Below are 22,413 nucleotides of genomic sequence, written 5' to 3'. Positions count from 1 at the left end.
CTCAAATAAACATATCCTGCAAGAGTTTCTTTTTCAAAGTTTCTAGCTGAGAAATTTTTTCTTGGTAAGCATTGATAAAGTTATCGATGTTAGAGAAATAGGAACCCATGGCTTGTTGTTCTTCAAGGGATGGAATTCTAACTGGCATAACTAAAAAATCCTCTGGATGAATACGCTTTGCTTTTCGGGAACCATTTGCAATTAAGCCTTGATATTCGTAAAATTCTCTTCTCATTACATATTCAAGTAAAAATTTAGGATCAATGTTTTGAATATCAAAAGTTGGTAAATCCAATGTTGACTGATACCCATCAAGTTCATTCGGAATAATTCCAAATGCTTGATTTTGAAAATCTAGTTTGCTGTATATAAACTGTCCAGCTTTTCGAATAAAGTATTGTGTATTCGAGCTACCAGCATATTTCTCTTCCTTTTCTATAACTCCCTTTCCCCAAAGTTTAACAGTTATTTTTTTTGCAGTTAGGCCTGTTTCTCCTGAAATTCTACTTTCAGTAAGATAAGGTTCTAAAGTTTCTTTTTTCCACTCACCTTCAAATCCATCCAAACGAATCTCAGGAACGGTCTGTCCAGCTTTAGGAAACATCTTAGAGAGCATGGTCGCCTTGAGAGATTGGTAGTTGGTGAGATTGTCCTTGTAGCTAGCCAGAAGGTCGTCGAGGGTGCGGAAGAGGGAACCGATGGCGGATTGTTCGTCTAGAGATGGAAAAGATATTTTAAATTTTTCTACATCATTTTTTGTAATGTTGGGATCTTTTCTACTACTCGCAGCGACATTTCTCCAGCTTTCCTTTTTAAAATTTAAAAAATTTAGTAGAAAATTTGGATTAATCTCATTGACCGGCATCAAAGCTGCTAGGGCTTGATTAATCGTAGCAGGATAAGCTAGTAACCCTGTTCTTCCAATTTGATTAAATCCACCGTACATTGCTATCAATACAGACTTTTCAGGTAAAACTTTTAATTTTGTTGCTCCATATACTGAGATCTTTTCTTCATTAGAACATATTATAGAATTATTTAAATCTGTTGTTTTTATCCATGGAATTTCTCCATTTTGATAATTCCTACTATCAGATCGTGACGGAGTGTTCCCGGAATAAATTTCGTATAATTCTCCTAATTTAGATTTAGTCCAAATATTTTCAAATTCATTGAATCTTATTTTAGGTTTATTTACTTTTATCATAAATTATTCTCATTTATCTTGAATTTTCTTTAATTAATTTAATTCTATTCTCAATCATCTGGATGGATAACATTGTAACTTTAAATGCTAGAATCAATCTTTCACCACTTAAAAAATCTCTACCATGTATACACTCATTTCGAATATTGAGTGAATTACTATTATACATAAAATGATAGACAAATAACAAATCAGGAATATTCTCAAAGCTATCTGTAAGATTAAAAACTTCAGTAATTATTTCTCTGAGAATTGAACTTGGATCTCTGTAATTCATAAACTCCTTCTTTTGCATCTTAAAAGGATTATAACCAGACAGTCTCGCAAGTTCTCTAATTTTTTCTTCCAGTAACGGAAATAATTGAGTAATATGTGCAATTTTAATCTCTTTATCAAATTCAATAAAATTAAATCTGCTACAACTATTTAAATAAAGATATAGTTCCTCTGTTCTATTAAAAATAGTAGTTAAAAAAGTCACGTTTCGGATATAATTTTCATGTAAAGCAAGCATATATTTATTTGGTTTTAAAATATTACGAAACTTATAACTCTTATTATCAATAATTGATTTTACGTGTTTCTCTAGTAATTGGTCAACATCATGTCTATCCAATACTATATCGGGACTATTTTTAGGAAATATTGGGTCAATTATTATTCTATTCATAAAATATATCAATGCATTTTCAGAAGCTAATTCCATAATTTGGATAGTCTTTTCTTCTGTAACTAATATACATTGATTCGCTATAGAAAATGGATGTTTTATTAAGAAATAATTAAATTTATCAATCTCCGTATTCGAAATTTCCTGTTTATAAGTAAATTCTTGCATATTGTTAAGTTCTTGTTCATAATAAGTATTTTCCCACAAATTTTGAATAGAAATAATTTCATTTATTAACAAATTTTTATTTAAATGTTCACCACGATTATCACTTAGAAAGTATAAAAATTTCATATACATTAGAAACATATTGGCCGTTTCTAGTGATTGCGTTTCTTCTTTCTCAATTACGACTTCCCGAAACTTTTGGCATATTTGAAAGAAATACTCATTATCTAAATACACAACAAGTGATACACTATCAAAATATCGAATTAAATCAGCATTATTTTGGACATTAGAAATTGATTTATAAAGATCACGTGAATAACTTTTTAATATTTCATTTTGTTTCTTGCTAGTTGGAAAACCTAGAGCTTTTAATTTCTCTATTTTTTTTGGTTCTTCAACATTTTGAATAGCTTGCATGAATTTATAACGCAAATAATTACTGATACTTATTTTTTTTAAATCTTTTTCTTTAAAAAGTTTTGATAAAAATAATACTGAACTTGAATTTAAAAGTTCAAAATCAGACTTCATAGAACTATTGAAGAGCAGTAATTGTATATGGTTTTCAACTACCATAGATGAAGGCAAGATATTGAATTTTTCATAAATTATAGTCTCAATTATATATCGTACTACTCCATCACCATGGAAATAATCGATTAATGTTTGTAATTCTTCAACTGAAAAACGTGAATTAAAATCCTCATCTTTTAATAAGACATCAAGTGGACGAGTTACAAATCCTAATACAACTCTCTCTTGCCATGTTATCACATTGTATTCATATTTTTTATAATTGTAAGAAAATGTAGTTGTATTAAAAGCTAATGATTTTAGTACAGCAAGAAATTGCATTGAGCAAGTTGTATCCTCATGATTCAAATTAGAAGAAATAATTTCTTTTTCTCTATCAAAGTTTTTTATTGAAATACTTTCTAAATAATCGTAAATCAATTCTTTACGCTCAATAACTTCATCTAAATTATATGCTTGCCAAAAATTCTTAATAGAAAAAATCCCAAAATTAATTTCATCATTTAATTGATTTTTTAAACTCATTAATTTAGTGATATATAGTGCTACTGCTAATATTTTCCCAAAATTTGACTGGACTTTAATAGATAATTGTGACCATGTAATTAAATCTAATTTGAATCTAGAAATCAAAATAATATCTTTTAACAGAACAATATCCGTTTTCATTTCTTCATTTTCAATCTTTTGGATTTTAGAGAAATAATCAATTATTTTTGAAAAAGACACATACCTGTTCTCAAAGTCTTCCCATGAATCAATATCATCGTTATCAAAATTATTTTCAAGATAATCTAGAAACCATTGGTAATCTCTGTCATTATTAAGTATTGAATCCATGAGTTTTACTTTTACTTCATGTTCAATATAATTTTTTTTCATGGATAATCCTTCATTTCAAATATTGTATTCATGTTTATAAAATTCGAATGACTACCTCCCAACCCTCAACGGCTCAATCACCTCTTCAATCAGTTGGGTATAGGCTTCTTTGATTTGTTTTTTATAGAGGAGTGGGTTGAGGGCATCTGTCACCTCAACTTTATAGTCCTTGTAGCGCTGACTCTTGGTCAGTTGACTTTCTCCTAGTTGTTTTTTTGCTCCCTTGCGGTAGTGATTGATATAGTAGCGGAGTTCATCTTCACCTACATACCAGTTCTTACTAAAGTCTTGGATATGCTGCTGGATGACTGCTTCAATCATTTGGTCAAGAATATTGGCGATGGATTGCCCTCTGTAGCGGTCAGGATTTGCCTGTACTTCTTGCCAAAGCTCTGAGATGATCTGTGCAAGGTTTGGATTGGTCTTCTCCAGACTTTGGATATAGGTATCCACTGCTTCTCTGTCCTGTGCACTGAGACTCTTTTCCTGACTTTGCTCTTGCTCGATCAGGCTTTGGATCAAGGTCAGTATATAGGCATAGTTAATCTCATCGACTTGGATAGACTCCAGTTCGTAGTGGATATCCAGTGGCTCCCCATCCTCATCACCATCTTCTGAACGACTTTTAAGTTCGGCAAGGATATTTTGATAGAAGCCTAGATAGGTTTCCAATTCTTCTGCGCTTAGTCCAGTCTCTGCATAGATTTCTTCCTCGTCATACTCTTTATAAACTCGGATAGAAGCCAAGTATTTATCAAAGGATTGATAAGCCTTGGCTAGTTTTCTCAATTCAGGTGTAGAGATTTGTTCGATTTGGAGTCCTTCTTCGGGGTCATCCGTCACAAGATTTTGGAAGTCGCTACAACTTCTCAAAAAGTTTCTCTTTTCTTCTTCCCAGCTAGGTGCTAGGACATCATTTTCACCACCATTTGAGTAGAGTTTGAGGGCATTATCCACTGCTTCCTTAAAGGCTATAGGCTTTTGGAAAGTGATGATATGACCAAAAGTCTTACTAGAATCAAAGATACGATTGGTTCGACTAAAGGCCTGAATCAAGTCCTGCGGTTGCATGGGCTTGCGGTCGATAAAGAGGGTCGATAGACAAGGTGCATCAAATCCTGTTAAGAGACGATTGACCACGATAACCAAGTCCAATTGCTCATTGCGATAGAGATACTTGTCTTGCTTACGGGCAAGGCGGTTATTGACATCTGTATTAAAGCCACGGAGGTCTGCCATGGTAAAGTGAGTATCAAACTCTTGGTTATAGTCCTCTAAGACCTGTTTCATGTGGTCTTGGTTGGCTCTTGAGTCTTCTTCATTTTCAGTGACAGAGTAGGTGATGGTCGCCTTTGGAAAGTCTGGAAGAACCATCTTGACTCTCTCAGATACCTTGACCCGTGTCTGACCAGACTTGACTCTTTTGAGAAGGTCATAGTAGGCTTGGGCTTGAGGGATAGACTTGACCGTCAGGATGGCATTGTAGGTATTGCCCACTCCTTTTTGGAAGCCTAGTTGTTGGCGTGATTTATTGATAATAGCATCTAAGACTTCCAGCATGTGCTCTTCATTTTCGTAGATGGTATCTGGTATGTCGTTTTCAGTCTTGTCTGTGATGAGGGTATTGCGATAATCCACCTTAAAGCCTAAGACAGCTCCGTCATGGATGGCTTCCTTGACCGTATACTCATGGAGACGGTCTCCATACTGTTGCTGGGTGGTTTGAGCTAAGTCACCGACTTGTTGGCGTTTATTTTCCTTAAAGATTGGCGTTCCTGTAAAACCATACCAGAGGGACTGAGGGAAAAAGGCTTTAATGTCTTTTTGTGTTTGTGGAGTAACGGCACGGTGGCATTCATCTACGACAAAGGCCACTCGGAGTCCCTTGATTTTGTCCGCATCTCGTTGGTAAAGACCTTGGTCAAACTTGCGCATCATGGTAGTGATTTTCTGGATGGTTGTCACCACGACACGCTTATCATTACTTCCTAAACGCTTGACCAAATCATGTGTATTGTCCGTCTCATCGATATCAATGACATCATTGGTCGCATAGGAGAGGAAGGATGATGTGGTCTGTTGGTCCAAATCCCTACGGTCAACGACAAAAATCGTCTTTTGGATAGATGGAATCTGAAGGAGATTCCTCGCTACCTTATAAGAAGTCAAGGTTTTCCCTGAACCTGTTGTATGCCAGACATAGCCTGATGCTTGTTGGCGAGAGGCTTCCTGCACCGCTTCGATAGCATGGATCTGGTAGGGGCGCAAGAGGATGAGAGATTTCTTGCTATCATCAATGACCGAATACTGCATGACCATCTGGTGCGCACGAGGGATAGAAAGGACTTCGTGGGCAAAGCTAGTCAGGTTTGTCACAGGATGATTGTCCTTATCCACCCACTTGGTTAGAAATTGTTTGTTGAGTTTATTTTCACGAGCTGCAGCGATATAGCGAGTATCGACCTTGTTGGTCACAACAAACATCTGCAAGCTAGAGTAAATACCACGGAATTTCCCTTCACGGTCATATTTTTTAATTTGGTGAAAAGCATCGATAAATGCTGCTTGAGAGCTCTTGAGCTCGATTTGAATCATAGGTAAGCCATTGATGAGGAGGGTAACATCCAGTCTACGGTCTTGGTCCAGAGGATTTACTTTTTCTCGTTGGACTTGATTGACAACTTCATAGCTAGACTTTCCTGCTGCGATATTATCACGCCAGATGACTGACAAACGGATGGTACCTAGACTTGCATCTTCTCTTTGAACCTCGACTTTTGCAATGCCATTTTCGCCGACCAACCACTTGGCAGCATCATAGTAGCTGACAAAGTTGAGTTGATTCTGAATCTGGCGTTTTTCCTGCTCAGTCAATGGATGGTCTGCCAGCAGAGCAACGTTGTTTTGGGCTAGTTTCTCAAAGAAATTGTCCCATAGTTGTTCTTCTGTTTTTAGGTCTTCTCTATAAGTCCATTGGCTTTCACCAGTTACCAGCTGATTTATCAGTTGTTTTTCTATTTCCAGTTCTGGTTTTACCTGCATCTATATTTCTCCTTCAGGGACAAAATTCTTGCTATTATTATATCATATTCCAGACAGAAAACGCTCACTTCCTTCTATTTCAAAGCACTTTTGACCTTTTTCTTGGTGATGATGCGGTCGTTTTTGTTGGCTAGGGATTTGAGTCTGGCTTCGAGTAGGATTTTTCGGCCTGCTTCGTTGCGGGTGTAGACGAGTTGGTAGTTGCCAATGTGTGGTGCGATGGCATTTTGGAAGAGCTGGGCATCTTCCTTGCGTTTTTCAAAGAGGCTAGGCACAACGAAATACTTGGACTGACCTGCTGGAGCTTTTTGAGCGACTAAGAGGTAGCGTTGATTGTCCACTGGCGCAAAGAATTCTCCTAAGACCTTGGAAAAGAGTTCCTTGTCTCGCATACTTCCACCTTTTAAATAGGCAAAGACGTTAAAGCTGTCCTTGTCCTCATCGACCTGCACGCGCGACTGGTCATCAGACAAATGCCCTGCAGTCACCATGACCTTACGAATGGCTTCACCGATCTGACGCAGCCGTTTATAAGGACTCTTGTAGTTGTAGTATCGAAAGGCTGTAATGGCTAGGAAGAGGACACAAAGAGCTGTCAACCATGGCAAGGCAAAGAAGGTTAGTCTTACGACATAGGCTAGGAGACTAATGGCAAATACCATCAGGGCATAGCGAAGCCACCTTTCAGCATCCGCTAGGGCAAGCAGAGGGATTCGTTTGCTGTCGGTCGCCACTTCATTGACAATCTCAATCTTGTCAGCAACAATGAGAGATTCCTGCCATTTTTTACGTAGGGAGGCACGATCCTTGGATAGTTCCATGATCTTCTCGTTATAGTCTTCGAGCTTCTTTTTCTTAAATGGGAACTCAGGAAAGTTTAAGCGATCCAGACCTGTTTCAATGGTATCTTCCTTATAGGACAAGCCAAGGAAATGGTCCATACGACGAGCAAGAGTCTGCAGGTCTTGATAAGGATTGAGGTCTTGTTCTTCTTGATTTTCATTTGAAAAAGCTGGATTTTTGTATGGTTTGATGGCTACTAGGTGCCAGATGTTGCTGGTCTTATCTGGATGTCCTGGCCAGATACGGATGGCACGGCCCCGCATCTGATTACTAAGCATAAAGCTTCCGACAAAACTTCCGAGGATGAGAGAGTTTACACAAGGTGCATCCCATCCTTCTCCCAAGAGAGACTTGGTTCCGACCAAGACCTGGATAGAACCACGTTGGAAGAGCTCGGTCACTGTTGCGACCATCCCCTTAAAGCTGGATGGAAAGCCTACCTGAAGATAAGCTCCTTGATCGAGTTTACCGATGGCAGAGAAGCTTAAGCTAGTGTTTGGAATGAGTGCTTGAAGTTCTGCCTTGACACTGGCAGGTATGATCACGATACTACCAGAAAGGACTGCTATAGGGACAGACAGGCCTTCCTTTTGTGCACTTCTGCGAATGGTTTCAAAGTAAGGGAGGACGCCTAATTGCGTGATTGGTGCTTGGTCATCTCCCAGATAACTGGCAAAATCCTGACGGATATAGTCCGCCAAGACCAACTGTCTCAAGTCCTTGCCTAGACTAGCATATTCAGTTTCAAAAATAGATGCGATGCCAGCCAGTTTTCCTAGAGATTGGTTGAGGATTTGGTCATTGGCCTTGGATTTGACCAAGTAAACCTGACGTTTTTCAATCAGCCCTCTTGATTTCAGTTCTGCTTCTATTTTTTTCTTTGTCTCCTGCGGATCCTCATACCAGTCAGGAGTCTGATAGAGAAGGCCTTGCAAGAGAACTTCTAGCCAGTAGTAATTAAGAGCAGGCAAGCCTTCAGCACCTAGTAAGTCTCGTAGATGCTTGGGAATTTCCTGTTTTTGAGCCTGTAGATAAATGAGGAGCGCTGAGAGATACTTGGGATCCTCAAGGAGCATATCCGCAGAAATTTCCCCTTTGAGGACCTTGGAACTTCGAATCAAGTCTTGGAAGTCAGGATCAACGACTAGTTGGCTGACATACTGCCACTTGGTGTCTTCAAACTCTTCCAAGCGTTTGTTTTCTTCCTTAGTCGGAAAACAGATATAGACAAAGTCCTGATGAGGGCATAGAGTATCTTCCTTGACCAGTTCTGGCACTGTAATTTCTTGGTCAATCTCACCACACATCTGGAGATAGCGATCCCAGAGTTCTGGTTCACTGTCATAAGGCGGTGTCGCTGTGAGAGAGATGACTTGCAATTGCTGGTAGTTTTTACGGAAGTCTTCTAGGCTTTTCCACCATTCATTTCGCAAGTGATGGCATTCGTCCAGACAGAGGGTTTCAACGCCTTTTTCCTTGAGTCTAGCAAGCAGGTCAAAGCCGACAAAATCCTCAACTTCGCCATTATCTTCTTGAGATTGCACCTGTTGCATAGCGCTATGAAAGGCTTGATAGGTGGCGATGGTGATTTGCTTCATGTCCTTGAGATTTTGAGAAACGAGACTTGTGACCCGGTCCTCATCCTCTAAAAAGGCATGACGAATCCTATCCACCCATTGTTCCCGGATAGTCACCGTCGGCACCAAAACCAGAGCTGGCTTATCAAAGCGGGCAATCAACTCAATCCCAATGGTTGTTTTACCAGACCCTGGCGCTGCCACCAAGTGGACATGGCCATCTGCTTGGTATTCTTTAAAGTTATCCAAGACTTGTTTTTGATAGTTGCGCCAAGTGCCATTAAACTTCAATCCTAACATGATTTTCCTCATTCTAAGCTATCATTTTCTTATTCCCATTTTACCATACTTGAAGCAAAGTCACACAAAGTATCCCATCTAGTCTTTCTCCCTAAAATATGATATAGTAGAATCATACTAAACAAGAGGAGTTTCCATGTCACACGATAAAGAACTGAAAGCTGTTTCTCCCCTTCTACAGCAAGCCATTCATATTTCCTCCATCGTCGGTGGAGTTGGTACTTTAATATTCTGTATCTGGGCCTATCAGGCTGGAATTTTGCACTCCAAGGAAACCCTATCTGCCTTTATCCAACAGGCCGGTATCTGGGGACCACCACTCTTTATCTTTTTGCAGATTTTGCAGACGGTTGTTCCTATCATCCCAGGTGCTCTGACCTCTGTTGCAGGTGTCTTTATCTACGGGCATATCGTGGGGACTATTTATAACTACATTGGTATTGTCATTGGTTGTGCGATTATCTTTTACCTGGTGCGTCTCTACGGAGCGCCCTTTGTCCAGTCAGTCGTCAGCAAACGAACCTATGATAAGTATATCGGTTGGTTAGACAAGGGCAATCGCTTTGATCGTTTCTTTATCTTTATGATGATTTGGCCTGTTAGTCCGGCTGACTTTCTCTGTATGTTGGCAGCTCTGACCAAGATGAGCTTCAAGCGTTATATGACCATTATCATTCTGACCAAGCCCTTTACTCTGGTTGTTTATACTTATGGTTTGACTTATATCATTGATTACTTTTGGCAAATGGTTGGCTAATAGACAAAAAACTCAAGGATGAATCCTTGAGTTTTTCTTTGTTAGGTTTCTTTTTTCAATAAAAGGGAAATAATGACCGATGTGGCAATCATCCATGCTCCTAGAATGATAAAGGTCATTCGACCATTCGTAGTCACCAAGCCAATCCCTGAAAGAACGAAAGGTGTTAATGACGCTCCAGAAGAACATCCCAATACAGCAAATGAAGTTGCTTTATTGAGGAGTTTTGCTGGGATTCGCTCGGATATCAACTGAAAGACTGTCGTCAGAGCAATACTGTAGGCAAATCCTCCTAAAACAGAACCTGCAACGACAACCCAGAGTGAAGGGGAGAGAGCAATGATGATTTGCCCAATACCGAAGGTGACACCAGCGACCAATAAAAGTTTTTCCTTGAAGGCAGAAATCAGGAAAGAAAAGCTGATTCCAGCTAGAATCCCAATCAACTGCATGGCACTAAGTACCAAACTCGACAACTGAGCATCTCCAAACCCTGCCTCAATCATAAGACTAGGGATACGGAAGGTGATGGCCGTATTGGTACATACAATCACTGCGGCTGCAATGGCGAGAAAGAAAATCAACTGTTTCATAGAGCGAGTCAATCTTACTGCTTCTTCTGTCTGATGCTTGGACTCATGAACTTCTGCTTTGCCATAAGGCACAAAGAGAAGGAAGAGTACCAGAACCACTAGACCAGCTGCATAAGCTAAGAAGGTTGCGGTCCAGCCAAAGGCCAAGAGCTGACCGACTGCCAAAGTCAAGATAGAGGCTCCTACTACCTCAGCTGACCCACGAAAACCAAGCATCTGGATACGAGTTTTGCCGTGGTAACGTTCACTAATGATCGAGATAGCCTTGGCATTGAGCATCCCAACTCCAAGTCCAAATAGCAAGCGTGTAGCAAAGACAAAGTAATAACCCTGATACCAGAAAGGTGCCGTTCCACTGATGGTTAAAATCAAGAGCCCCAGAGTTAACTGAAGACGTTCCGGAAACATACGCTCCAGAACTCCATTTAATAAAAGCATAGCCATAATCCCAAAGGATGGGAGACTAACCAAGAGCTCAACCTGACCGGTCGAATAGCCCTGATAATAGTCAAACATAGCTGGCAGGGCGCTCGAGATTGAAAACGATGTGATTAATACTAACGATAAGGAGAGTATACTCACTTTTTCCAAAAATTGTTTCATTTTTTCCTCATTCATGATTCATTTTAGTAAAAAAGGTCCTTTCCTATCATACACTCTTTAGCCAAAATTGGCAAGCGACTGAGCACCAAGACCAAAAGAAAAAGCGGGGCATCAAGATCTGTGAAGTCTTGATGACATCCCACTTTTTTATGTGTTTTATCCAGTTATGTGACTTAGATTTTCAAGAATCGACGCATTGAGATTCCTGAACCAAGTGAACCGATACAGATTCCGATGAGGAACAAGAGACCGATCATCAATGGAATAAAGGTATTCGGTGTAATCAAAGATAGGTTTTGACCAACCAAGGATGGGTTGACAGATTGGAACACTCGGTTATAGATAAAGTAAACCAATGCTGATGGAAGAGCTGCTCCCAACAATCCGATAAAGGCACCTTCTAGCAAGAATGGGCCACGGATGTAACCGTTCTTGGCACCGACCAAACGCATGATTTGGATTTCACGGCTACGTGAAATAATAGTAATACGGATGGTATTTGAAATCAAGAAGACTGCGATGAAGATCAAGAGTCCTGCGATCACCAATCCCCATACACGGATGAAGGAAGCCAACTTGAAGAGACGTTCGGTATTGGCACCACCGTCTTGGACTTCAGAGACACCTTCAATTTTCTTAGCTTCTTCAGCTACAGGTTTTACATCACTTGGTGAATTGGTATCTACGATGTAGGCATCATGAAGAGGGTTTGCATCTCCTTCAAATACCTTCCACTCGTCACCCATAGTTTCAGTCAGCTTTTGGTACTGCTCTTCTTTACTTGAGAAGGTTACATTTTTTACAGCTGGCAAAGCTTTAAGGGCGTTATAGACCTTGTGGTAGTCATTGTTCGTGACTGTTTGGCCTTCTTTTACAATGGTTTCACTGTTGTCTTCAACGTCTTTACGAACATAAACCATGACGCGGACGTTGTTTTCAATATCAGTTGCTAATTTCGCAGTATTGAAGATCACTGAAGCAAAGATAGCAACCAAGGTCAAGGTAATCATTACTGAACTGATAGCAGCAATGGTCATCCATCCATTACGCTTTAAACTCTTTAAAGCTTCGAACAGATGGCGGAAAAATCTACTAATCATCGTATCCGTACTCTCCTTTCGCTTCATCACGTACCACGCGACCATTCTCGATGGCAATAACGCGGTGGCGCAAGGTATTTACGATTTGGCTGTTGTGGGTCGCCATCAAAACAGTTGTCCCTTGAAGATTGATACGTTCCAAGAGGTTCATGATTTCCCATGAGTTATCTGGGTCCAAGTTTCCTGTTGGTTCGTCGGCAATCAAAACCTTAGGATTGTTTACGATAGCACGCGCAATGGCGATACGTTGTTGCTCACCACCTGAAAGTTCATTCGGGAATGAACGAACCTTGTGCTTCAAACCAACAAGGTCCAAGACTTCCATAACACGTTTTTTGATGTTGCGACGACTTTCACCGACAACCTCCATTGCGTATGCAATGTTCTCATAAACGGTTTTCTTTGGCAAAAGTTTGTAATCCTGAAAGACTACTCCAACGTTTCTACGCAAGAACGGAATATCTTTCTTTTTAATCTTAACGAGGTTATAACCTGCAACTTGCAAGCTTCCTTTGTCGATTTTGACCTCACGATACAAGGCACGGATAAAAGTTGATTTACCAGCACCTGAAGGTCCTACGATGTAGGCAAATTCTCCTGCATCGATATTTACAGTGATGCCACGTAGGGCTGTTGTCCCGTTGTCGTATTTTTTGACAACATCTCTCATTTCAATGATTGACATGTGACTTCCTTTCTATTAACTAATACGCCATTTTAGATAGGCATCGATGAAACCGTCTAGGTCTCCATCCATTACCTTATCTACTTGCGCAACTTCAAAGCTAGTACGATGGTCTTTGACCATAGTATAAGGGGTAAATACATAGGAGCGGATTTGGCTTCCCCATGTAATTTCTTTTTTCTCTCCCTTAAGTGAGTCTACCTCAGCAGCTTTCTTTTCTTGCTCCATTTGGTAGAGTTTAGCTTGAAGCATCTTCATAGCACGATCTCGGTTTCCGTACTGAGTACGGTCAACAGTCGATGCTACGACAATTCCTGTCGGAATATGAGTCAAACGTACACCGGTCGAAACCTTGTTGACGTTCTGTCCACCAGCTCCACCTGAACGGAAAGTATCCATCTTGATATCATCTTCTCGGATATCTACTTCGATGGTATCATCCAATTCTGGCATGACTTCTACAGAAGTAAAAGAGGTGTGGCGACGTTTGGCTGAGTCAAATGGTGAGATACGCACCAAACGGTGAACTCCCATCTCTGACTTGAGGAGACCATAAGCATTTGGCCCTTCGAATGATAGGGTCACTGACTTGATTCCCGCTTCATCACCTGCTTGGTAATCCAAAATCTCAACCTTGAATCCCTTGGCATTTCCATAGCGAGTATACATCCGAAGGAGCATATCGCCCCAATCCTGAGCCTCTGTTCCTCCAGATCCTGGGTGAATCTCAAGGATAGCATTATTATGGTCATAAGGCTCAGACAAAAGAAGGGTCATCTCGTAGCTGGTCATCATTTGGTCCAAAGTCCCCAGCTGCTCGATTAACTCTTCACGGACAGATTCATCCTCTGCCAAAAAGTCTAGTAAGATTTCAACTTCATCCTGTAATTCTTCCATCTTGTGGAATGTATTATAGGTGTTTTTTAGTTCGTTTAATTCTTGCGACGTTTTTTGGGCCGCGATATTATCGTTCCAAAAATCAGGTTCAGTCATTTTGTTTTCCAAAATGGCAATATCTTCTTCTAACCTTTCGAGGTCAAAGAGACCCCCGAAAAGAAGCTAATTTTTCACGATTGGCGTCAATTTTTTGACGAATTTCTGAAATGTCCATAAATACTCCTTTTTGTATCTTTTTATTATATCATAAGTTCTCTTATTTATCTAATCTACTTTTTGAAAATTTCTAAATACAAGTTTTGAATGCCTAGTAAAAGCCTTGTTATTACTAGTAAAATAAGAAAATCTCATAAGGTTTTTCTCATGAGATTTAGAGATTTTATGCTTATTTTTACAGTGAGACTGTTAACACATGTCCGTCTTTCACGACTTGTTCTCCACCAATATAGACGTCATCAACATCACTGGATTTGACGGCGTAAACTAGGTGAGATAGCATGTTTTCTTGAGGTTGGAGATGGATTTTTCCTTGGGGTTGGATGACGAGGAAATCAGCTTGCTTGCCGACTTCTAGACTACCAATCTCATCTGCCATTCCTAATACCTTGGCTCCTTCAATGGTCAGGGCCTTGAGGGCAGTTTCGATTGGAAATTGGCTGGCATCGCCACTCTTCATCTTCTGCAAAAGTGCTGCTGTGCGTCCTTCCTCAAACATATCGAGATTGTTATTAGAAGCTACCGAGTCCGTCGCAATACCAACTGGTACTCCTGCTTTCTGAAGTTGAACAACTGGTGCAATACCTGAGGCTAGTTTGAGGTTGCTGATAGGATTGTGAGCGATTGCGACTTGTGAATCTGCCAAACGGGTAATTTCTGCTTCATTTAACTCTACACCGTGAGCAAAGACAGCTTGATGATCTAAATAGCCAAGTTCATCTAAAAAGGCTATTGGGCGTTCGCCATAGCGTTTCAGGATAATGCCTGACTCTTCCTGTGTTTCTGCAACATGGATATGAAGAGGAATGTTTTCTTCTTTTGCTAGCTTAAGACTTGCCTCCAGCAAATCTCGACTACAACTGTAGGGCGAATGAGGGGCCACCATAACCTTAAAATTTGGGTCTTGGTAGCCTTTGATTGTCTCGATAACAGTTCGAGTTCTGGCTATAGTTTCAGCCGTCGTCTCCACATCTGAAGAAAAGAGGGTTGGAGAAAAATAGCAACGCATCTTGGATGTCTTGACTGCCTCATAAATCTTCTCTATCTCCACTCCATTAGGATTGTACATATCATTGAAAGTTGTCGTTCCTGACTGGAGCATCTCTGTTAGCGCCTCTTTAACGGCCTTTGTAGTCATCTCTGGTGTGAATTCTGCTTCTGCTGGCCAGATATAGTCCTCCAGCCATTCGTGGAGATTGCTATCATCACGAATCCCTCTCAAGCCTGTCATGGCAGAGTGGGTATGGCAGTTAACCAAGCCAGGCATGATCCAGGCTCCCTGATAGTCTATGATTTGATCTGCTTGTTTAAGAATCTCTTGATTTTCCTGACCGACATAGACGATTTGGGATTCTTTGACAGCCAAAATCCCATCTAGATAGACGTGGAAATCTTGGTCACAAGTCACAATATTTACATGCTGAAAGACTTTCATCCCTAGGCTCCTTTTCTATATAAGTATTCATACTGGATAATTTTTCTAGCTATTGTAACAAAAAAGTCACCCCAAGGCAACTTTTCTTGTTTGTTTATGGTCTTTAAAAACCTTTTACCATTTACTCTAGGCTAAAGGCCGCTGCTTGCTGCATTTGATAGTATTTGCCTTTTCTCGCCATGAGCTCCTCATGATTGCCATACTCGACAATATCACCATCTACCAAGACAAGAATCAAATCAGCATCCTGAATGGTTGACAAACGGTGGGCGATGATAAAGCTTGTTCGCCCCTTCATGAGTTTGGCGAAGGCATCCTGAACCAGCACCTCTGTCCGAGTATCGATGGATGACGTTGCTTCGTCCAAGATCAAAATCTTAGGGATGGCTAGAAAGACACGGGCAATAGTTAAAAGCTGGGCTTGACCGACTGACAGTGATTCCCCTGCATTTTCAAGCTTGGTATCATAGCCCTGTGGCAATTGTTGGATAAAAAAATCCGCATTTGCTGCCTTGGCTGCTGCAATGACCTGCTCTCGGCTAGCATCAGGATTGCCAAAAGCAATATTGTCATGAATGGTTCCCTGCTTGAGCCAAGTTTCTTGGAGCACCATCCCAAACTGTTGTCGAAGAGATGCTCTAGTATAGTCGTAAATAGAATGACCGTCTAGCAAAATATCTCCTGAGTTAATCGGGTAAAAACGCATGAGGAGATTGATGAGGGTAGATTTCCCAGCACCCGTTGGCCCAACGATAGCAACCTTACTACCAGCTGGAATATCAATAGACAAATCCTTAATCAAGATCTTTTCAGGATTGTAACCAAAAGAAACATGTTTAAAGGAGATAGCTCCCTTGACTTGGTCGCTGTTCAATTCTTTAAGACCAGTTTCTGTAACCTCTGGACTTTTTAGAATAGCATAAACACGTTCTGCACAAGCTAAGGCACTCTGCAATTCGGCTAAGACTGATGAAATATCGTTAAAAGGCTTGGTGTACTGCTGCACATAGTTCAAAAAGGTCACTAAACGCCCAACCGTCAAAGTAGAACCCGCCATGATTCGCAAGGCTCCAACACCAGCAAGTAGAGCATAAATGAGAGCATTGACAAAACGGGTGGAAGGATTGACTGTCGATGAATAAAAGATAGCCGATTGAGAATAACCTGAGTAGTTGTCATTAGCCTCATGAAGTCTATCGATAAATTCTTCCTGAGCATTAAAAGACTGGATAATGTTTTGCTGACTAAGTGACTCCTCAATCAGCTGGGTTTGAATCCCCCTAGTCTCCGTCTGCTTTTGAAAGAGATGGTAGGATTTCTTAGCGATAAAGCGTGAAATGACCATGGACAGAGGTGTTAAGAGCAACACTAATAACGTCATCAAGAGATGAATTTGGAGCATGGCAAGGATGCTGACCAAAATCATCAATACTCCGATGAAAAATTGGTTGAAAATCATATTCAGACCTGCGGCCAACTGTTCAATATCTGTCGTCACACGGCTGACCATTTCCCCACTACCTTGTCTATCTACAAGGGCGATTGGGAGACGATGGAGTTTCTCAATGATTTTTTCTCGCAAATCCCTGGTATAGGAAAAGATGAGACGATTATAGAGGAGGGGATTGGCCCATTGCACCAGCGTATTTCCGATGACTACCAAAATCATCTGGAGAAAAATTTGCCAGAATACCTGAGATGAGCCTGTCACTAAGACTTGGTCAATCACCTGTCCAATCAAGATTGGCAGATAGATGGATAGGGCCACTTGAGCAATGGTTCCCAAGAAAGCCAGGAAAAGAAGGATGGGATGGCTTGCTAAATCTTTTGCTAATCGTTTAAGGGTTTGACTTGCATGTTTGCCTTTCATTCTAATCCTCCCTTCCATGTTGGGAAGCATTGATTTCACGATAGACTTGACTAGTTTCCATCAATTCTTCATGATTTCCAAGTGCTAATTGTTGCCCCTTCTCTAAAAGAAGAATCTGGTCTGCAATCTTCAAGGTAGAAGTCCGTTGGGAAATCAAGATTAAACTAGTATCAGGCAAGTTTTCCTGAACAGCCTTTAGAAGATTGGACTCGGTGATGGTATCAAGGGCTGAAGTCGCATCATCCAAGATGAGAAAAGGTGCTTGATGCAGGACTGCTCGGGCTATAGACAAACGTTGCTTTTGTCCACCTGAGAAATTACGACCGCCTGCTTGGACTTCTGCATCCAGCTGATCTTCCTTTTCACTGATAAAGTCCTTGGCCTGAGCAATTTCCAAAGCCTTCCAGAGTTCTTGGTCAGAGACAGACTCTTCCATACCCAAGGTCAAATTGGAACGAATTGTTCCTTTAAAAAGTTCAACCTTTTGAGGAACGTAGGCTATCCAGGACCGCCACTGGACCAGATCCCGAGGGCTATGTCCAGCCTGATAGAGGCCCACTGTTCCTTTATCTAGTTTGTACAAACCAAGTAAAACCTTTACCAAGGTTGACTTACCAGAACCAGTTCCTCCGATGATCCCAAGAATTTCTCCTTGCTGCATATCAAAAGAAATATCCCTTAGCGAAGGCTGAGCTGCATCTGGGTAGGTAAAGCTCAAGTGAATGACTTGTAATACTTGACGCCCATGTACTTTTCCTGCCTGAATCTCAGAATGAATATCTTCAGGTTTTTCAGCGAAGACTTCTTCAATCCGCTTGGCAGATATATAAGACTGGTTGAGTGAATTGATCAGCATGGCTAGCTTGATTAACTCAACCAAGATTTGCAGGAGATAGTTGATCAGGGCAATCAAGGCTCCCTGACTGAGCCAGCCTCTCTGAATAGAAATATAACCATTCCAGATAATCACCAGCAAAGTTCCGTTGACGATCAAATAGGTCAATGGGGTTAAGAGACTAGACCAGTATCCTGTTTTCATTTGGATAGCCGTATAGATTTGGTTGAGTCGTTGGAAATTCTCAATTTCTCGTTTTTCTTGACCAAAGGCACGAATCACTCGCATCCCTTGTAGTTGTTGGCGCGTTTCCTGAACCAGCTGATCTGTTTTCTTTCTCAAACTACTGTAGAGAGGATTGACCAACCGTGATAAAACGACAATGACAAGGGTCAAAATGGCAACCATGACCAAAAACCAGAAGGTCAACTCAGGCGAGAGACGATAAGCCATGAAAATGGCACCAAAAACAATAATAGGCGCTCTTAAAAACAAGCGTAAAAATTGATTGATTCCTGTCTGAATCTGGTAGGTATCTGAAGTCAAACGCGTCACCAAACTCGAAGTCGTCAAACGGTCTCTACTATCCTTGGGCAAGGAGAGAATATGACGATAGAGGTCATTGGTCAACTCCTTGGTGAAGCCGACTGCTGCCTTGGCTGAGTAAAACTGGGCAACTAGGGCAACTAGGACGCCAATAACTGCAAACACAAAGAGGAGTCCCATTTGCATCCACAGATGGCCCTGATCTTTTTGAGGGATAGATTGGTCAACAATCCCAGCTATCACCATGGGAACCAAGAGTTCAAAAACAGCTTCTAGCAGCTTAAACAAGGGTGCTAGGAAAGACTCCTTGAGGTAGGGTTTAAAGTAAGAAAGTAATTGTTTCATATGTCCCTTCTATTTCCAAAATGAAGAAGGTGGAAAAACCACCATCTTTTTTACTTGTTCAAATATGGAAGTAGATAGCCATAACCAGCCTCTTCCATCTCATCCTTCGCAATGAATCGTAAAGAGGCAGAATTGATACAATAGCGTAAACCACCTAGTTCCTGAGGTCCATCGGTAAAGACATGTCCCAAGTGAGCATTTCCTGAACGTGAACGAACTTCGATACGCTCCATACCGTGACTCAAATCCTGGTAGTAATGGATGAGTTCCTTGGAAATAGGACGGCTAAAACTTGGCCAACCACAGCCTGAGGCAAACTTATCCTTGGCAAAGAAGAGAGGCTCGCCAGTAGTGATATCGACATAAATTCCTTCCTCAAAAGTTTGGTCGTAGGCATTGCTAAATGGAGCTTCCGTTGCTGCTTCTTGGGTAACTCTATAAGATTCTTCTGACAAATTTTCTCTTAAAGCTGCCTGACTAGGTTTTTCATAGTTGGCCGCATCAATCAGTGGTTTTTCTGCATCTCTCACATCGATATGGCAATAGCCTCCAGGATTTTTCTTGAGGTAGTCTTGGTGATAGTCCTCAGCCAGGATATAGTGACGAAGCTTCTCCACTTCTACCGCTATTTTACGACCGATGAGAAGCTCTTGTTCTCGAACGACCGTATGAATGGTTGGCAAATCCTCTTCATCTTGATAATAAATCCCTGTGCGGTACTGACGACCACGGTCATTCCCTTGTTGGTTGACAGAAAGGGGATCGATAACTCGGAAATAATAGAGTAAAATCTCACGAAGCGAAACTACCTTTTCATCATAAATAACTTGAACAGTCTCTGCATGATCTGTTTCTTTGATCAGTTGATAATTGGTGGTTTCTACCTGACCATTGGCATAACCAACACTGGTTTGCAACACTCCAGAAATACGGGAAAAGTATTCCTCTAAGCCCCAAAAACAACCGCCTGCTAGATATATTTCTGCCATTTCAAATCCTCCTTGACCGTCTGTCGGTCGCTAAACACGGGAAACATTTCATATCCCATCTTTCATTTTCAAAAAAAGGACAGGAAGCCCTCTAATAGAGAGTTTCCCCATCCTATTGCTATATTTATTTTGCTTCGACGCGAACGCCTTGTGTATCTACTTGCAAATCATGAAGCTTGCCTTTGAACGGTTGCTTTTCAAGCTCTGCCTTAATCTTAGGCATCTTGTCAGGGTCAGCCAAGACCATGACAGTCGGACCAGCTCCAGAGAGGTAGGCCGCATAAGCACCATTTTTCTTGGCAACTTTCTTGATGGTCGCAAATTCTCGCACCAAGTCTTGACGGTAACGCTCGTGGAAGAGGTCACTTTCAATAGCTTGACCTGCTTTGACCATGTCACCAGTCAACAAAGCTGCGATTGCTACGTTAGCGATAGAACTTGCTGCAACAGCTTCTTTATAAGAAAGTTTTTTGGGCAAGACACCACGACTATCTCGAGTTCGCAATTCGTAGTTTGGAATGTAGGCTAGGAAAGCACACTCTGGGAAAGGCGCTACCACTGCTGAAACCTGACCTTCTACTGAGCTGGCGATGACGAGATTTCCATAGATAGCAGGTGCAACATTATCAGGGTGTCCCTCAATCTTAGTCGCCAACTGTAATTTTTCATGTTTGCTTAGCTTCAAGTTTCCGAGTTGATTTGCTAGTTCGATTCCTGCAACGATGACAGAGCTCGATGAACCTAGTCCACGCGCAAGTGGAATATCACTGATCATCTTCAGACGTCTTGGTTGTAGGTCTGGAACAATTTGTAGAGCAATCTTCAGCAAAAGATTACGTTCATCACGTGGAATCCATTTGCCCAATTGGTGCTCAATCATCCATTCTTCACGTTCCTCACAAACCTGAATTTCTAGATACTTGGTTACAGCTACTCCAACCGAGTCAAAACCAGGACCCACATTGGCACTTGTAGCAGGTACAATAATCTTCATCTTAGTCTCCTAAAACCTTGAAGGTGTTGAGAAGTTCAAACTCGGCTACACCCTTCAAAGATGCTGTAATATTTTCAAGCTGTGCCTTGTTGATTTTATGAGTGATGATAACGACACGAGCCTTGCCTTCTTGCTTGCCATCTTGAAGGATTTGCTTGAAGGAAATATCTTCTGCGTTAAAGAGTTCAGCCAATTTCAAGACTTGACCTTTTGAATCTGGTGCCAAGATTGAGAAATAGTAGTTGGCTTTGACATCTTCTGGCTGAGCCAAAACAAGGTCACGATGGTATTCGTTAAAGGCTTTTCCAATGGTACCGTCATTCAAACGACGAACGATACGAACAATATCAGCTACGACACTCGTTGCTGTTGGTTTTTGTCCAGCCCCTGGTCCGTAGTACATAGATTCGCCGATCCCGATAGACTCTACAAAGACTGCATTCATAACACCATTGACACTTGCAAGTGGATGAGCTTTAGGAAGGAAGGTTGGAGTAACCTCAGCAGCGATTCCAGAAGCTGTTTCTTCGATAGAACCTACTAATTTAACCACATACCCAAGATCTTGGGCAACTGCCACATCCTCTGGAGTGATATTGCGGATTCCTTGATGGGCAACATCTTCAAACTTAACATTCATCCCAAAAGCAAACTGGCTAAGGATGACCATTTTGTAGGCTGCATCAATCCCGTCAACGTCATTAGTTGGATCACTTTCAGCAAAGCCAAGTCGTTGGGCTTCAGCAAGGGCATCTGCATAGGACCAGCCTTCTTCTACCATTTTGGTCATCATGAAGTTAGATGTTCCATTGACAACACCAAGAACACGTGTGATTTTGTCTGATGCTAGTGAGTTAACCAAGGTACGAAGGATTGGAATTCCTCCCGCAACAGCTGCTTCATAGTAAAGAGCAACATTATGAGCTTTAGCAATCTCAAGCAATTCTGCACCATGAACAGCCAAAAGGTCCTTGTTGGCTGTCACGACATGCTTCCCTGCTTCTAAGGCACGAGTAATAAATGTTTTAGCAGGTTCGATACGCCCCATCAACTCAACAACGATGGTGATGTCTTTGTCTGACAAGATTTCATCGATATTTGTTACAAAATTAAAATCATTTCCTGCTTCAAGCAAGCGTGCTTTTTCTTCATCGTCTTTAACCAAAACCTTGGCTACTTCAATTTCTGAATGTGCTGCTTGAACGATTTTTTCTCCATTTTCCTTTAGCAAGAATGGTACACCACTGGCTACTGTACCAAATCCAAGTAAAGCAATCTTAACTGACATGTTTGTCTCCTCGAAATTTTCTAATAGTCCTATT

The 22,413-nt window shown here is 41.1% G+C and carries 15 protein-coding genes; 1 reads left to right on the top strand and 14 read right to left on the bottom strand.

Annotation, left to right across the window (positions count from 1 at the left end; genetic code table 11):
• Position 1 precedes the first annotated feature (1 nt).
• From ACXYSN_RS00585 to ACXYSN_RS00570, 4 genes are all read right to left on the bottom strand, one after another.
• Positions 2-1,207, bottom strand: coding sequence for a restriction endonuclease subunit S (locus ACXYSN_RS00585; protein WP_458635798.1), 1,206 nt, complete (start codon positions 1,205-1,207; stop codon positions 2-4).
• A 13-nt stretch (positions 1,208-1,220) separates the two neighbouring features.
• On the bottom strand, positions 1,221-3,464 hold the full coding sequence (locus tag ACXYSN_RS00580; protein ID WP_458635797.1) for an exodeoxyribonuclease V subunit gamma: 2,244 nt from the start codon (positions 3,462-3,464) through the stop codon (positions 1,221-1,223).
• Between the two features lie 51 nt (positions 3,465-3,515).
• Positions 3,516-6,506 (bottom strand): type I restriction endonuclease subunit R, encoded by a 2,991-nt coding sequence (locus ACXYSN_RS00575; RefSeq protein WP_458635796.1) that lies wholly within the window; start codon positions 6,504-6,506, stop codon positions 3,516-3,518.
• Positions 6,507-6,580: 74 nt separating this feature from the next.
• Positions 6,581-9,226, bottom strand: coding sequence for a DEAD/DEAH box helicase family protein (locus ACXYSN_RS00570; protein WP_458635795.1), 2,646 nt, complete (start codon positions 9,224-9,226; stop codon positions 6,581-6,583).
• Positions 9,227-9,362: 136 nt separating this feature from the next.
• Between ACXYSN_RS00570 and ACXYSN_RS00565 the strand changes: the two genes are divergently transcribed.
• The gene (locus ACXYSN_RS00565; RefSeq protein WP_458635794.1) at positions 9,363-9,983 is read left to right on the top strand and encodes a TVP38/TMEM64 family protein; all 621 of its coding nucleotides are present in this window, start codon (positions 9,363-9,365) and stop codon (positions 9,981-9,983) included.
• A 41-nt stretch (positions 9,984-10,024) separates the two neighbouring features.
• On the opposite strand, the gene ACXYSN_RS00560 is transcribed toward ACXYSN_RS00565, so the two are convergent.
• The 10 genes from ACXYSN_RS00560 to ACXYSN_RS00515 form a co-directional block, all read right to left on the bottom strand.
• Positions 10,025-11,179, bottom strand: coding sequence for an MFS transporter (locus tag ACXYSN_RS00560; RefSeq protein ID WP_458635793.1), 1,155 nt, complete (start codon positions 11,177-11,179; stop codon positions 10,025-10,027).
• A gap of 173 nt (positions 11,180-11,352) precedes the next feature.
• Positions 11,353-12,279: a permease-like cell division protein FtsX gene (gene ftsX / locus ACXYSN_RS00555; RefSeq protein ID WP_223332616.1), complete on the bottom strand. Its 927-nt coding sequence runs from the start codon at positions 12,277-12,279 to the stop codon at positions 11,353-11,355.
• Positions 12,272-12,964 carry a cell division ATP-binding protein FtsE gene (gene ftsE, locus ACXYSN_RS00550; RefSeq protein ID WP_004251332.1) on the bottom strand — a complete coding sequence of 231 codons (693 nt, stop codon included), beginning with the start codon at positions 12,962-12,964 and terminating at the stop codon, positions 12,272-12,274. Before ftsE ends, ftsX begins: the two co-directional genes overlap by 8 nt.
• A 15-nt stretch (positions 12,965-12,979) precedes the next feature.
• Positions 12,980-14,075 (bottom strand): peptide chain release factor 2 gene (gene prfB, locus ACXYSN_RS00545; protein ID WP_142324070.1). Its coding sequence is split into 2 segments (ribosomal slippage): positions 12,980-14,002 and positions 14,004-14,075, totalling 1,095 coding nucleotides; the frame shifts between segments, so codons are not numbered across the junction.
• A 177-nt stretch (positions 14,076-14,252) separates the two neighbouring features.
• Positions 14,253-15,512, bottom strand: a complete 1,260-nt coding sequence (locus tag ACXYSN_RS00540; RefSeq protein WP_458635792.1) for a TRZ/ATZ family protein — start codon at positions 15,510-15,512, stop codon at positions 14,253-14,255.
• Positions 15,513-15,633: 121 nt separating this feature from the next.
• The gene (locus tag ACXYSN_RS00535; RefSeq protein WP_458635791.1) at positions 15,634-17,382 is read right to left on the bottom strand and encodes an ABC transporter ATP-binding protein; all 1,749 of its coding nucleotides are present in this window, start codon (positions 17,380-17,382) and stop codon (positions 15,634-15,636) included.
• A gap of 1 nt (position 17,383) precedes the next feature.
• Positions 17,384-19,108 carry an ABC transporter ATP-binding protein gene (locus ACXYSN_RS00530; RefSeq protein ID WP_458635790.1) on the bottom strand — a complete coding sequence of 575 codons (1,725 nt, stop codon included), beginning with the start codon at positions 19,106-19,108 and terminating at the stop codon, positions 17,384-17,386.
• A 50-nt stretch (positions 19,109-19,158) separates the two neighbouring features.
• Positions 19,159-20,097 (bottom strand): peptide-methionine (R)-S-oxide reductase MsrB, encoded by a 939-nt coding sequence (msrB, locus tag ACXYSN_RS00525; RefSeq protein WP_458635789.1) that lies wholly within the window; start codon positions 20,095-20,097, stop codon positions 19,159-19,161.
• A 124-nt stretch (positions 20,098-20,221) separates the two neighbouring features.
• Complete coding sequence (thrB, locus tag ACXYSN_RS00520; RefSeq protein ID WP_458635788.1) at positions 20,222-21,091, bottom strand: homoserine kinase; 870 nt, start codon at positions 21,089-21,091, stop codon at positions 20,222-20,224.
• Position 21,092: 1 nt separating this feature from the next.
• Positions 21,093-22,379, bottom strand: coding sequence for a homoserine dehydrogenase (locus ACXYSN_RS00515; RefSeq protein WP_373112990.1), 1,287 nt, complete (start codon positions 22,377-22,379; stop codon positions 21,093-21,095).
• Positions 22,380-22,413: the final 34 nt, after the last annotated feature.

The sequence above is a fragment of the Streptococcus sp. V869 genome (genome assembly GCF_054353515.1).
This window is presented reverse-complemented; position numbering and strand designations above follow the sequence as displayed.

Bases quoted from the DNA above. Each gene is read 5' to 3' on its own strand.
- ACXYSN_RS00585 (WP_458635798.1), bottom strand. From the start codon at position 1,207: ATGATAAAAGTAAATAAACCTAAAATAAGATTCAATGAATTTGAAAAT.
- ACXYSN_RS00580 (WP_458635797.1), bottom strand. From the start codon at position 3,464: ATGAAAAAAAATTATATTGAACATGAAGTAAAAGTAAAACTCATGGAT.
- ACXYSN_RS00575 (WP_458635796.1), bottom strand. From the start codon at position 6,506: ATGCAGGTAAAACCAGAACTGGAAATAGAAAAACAACTGATAAATCAG.
- ACXYSN_RS00570 (WP_458635795.1), bottom strand. From the start codon at position 9,226: ATGTTAGGATTGAAGTTTAATGGCACTTGGCGCAACTATCAAAAACAA.
- ACXYSN_RS00565 (WP_458635794.1), top strand. From the start codon at position 9,363: ATGTCACACGATAAAGAACTGAAAGCTGTTTCTCCCCTTCTACAGCAA.
- ACXYSN_RS00560 (WP_458635793.1), bottom strand. From the start codon at position 11,179: ATGAAACAATTTTTGGAAAAAGTGAGTATACTCTCCTTATCGTTAGTA.
- ftsX (WP_223332616.1), bottom strand. From the start codon at position 12,279: ATGATTAGTAGATTTTTCCGCCATCTGTTCGAAGCTTTAAAGAGTTTA.
- ftsE (WP_004251332.1), bottom strand. From the start codon at position 12,964: ATGTCAATCATTGAAATGAGAGATGTTGTCAAAAAATACGACAACGGG.
- ACXYSN_RS00540 (WP_458635792.1), bottom strand. From the start codon at position 15,512: ATGAAAGTCTTTCAGCATGTAAATATTGTGACTTGTGACCAAGATTTC.
- ACXYSN_RS00535 (WP_458635791.1), bottom strand. From the start codon at position 17,382: ATGAAAGGCAAACATGCAAGTCAAACCCTTAAACGATTAGCAAAAGAT.
- ACXYSN_RS00530 (WP_458635790.1), bottom strand. From the start codon at position 19,108: ATGAAACAATTACTTTCTTACTTTAAACCCTACCTCAAGGAGTCTTTC.
- msrB (WP_458635789.1), bottom strand. From the start codon at position 20,097: ATGGCAGAAATATATCTAGCAGGCGGTTGTTTTTGGGGCTTAGAGGAA.
- thrB (WP_458635788.1), bottom strand. From the start codon at position 21,091: ATGAAGATTATTGTACCTGCTACAAGTGCCAATGTGGGTCCTGGTTTT.
- ACXYSN_RS00515 (WP_373112990.1), bottom strand. From the start codon at position 22,379: ATGTCAGTTAAGATTGCTTTACTTGGATTTGGTACAGTAGCCAGTGGT.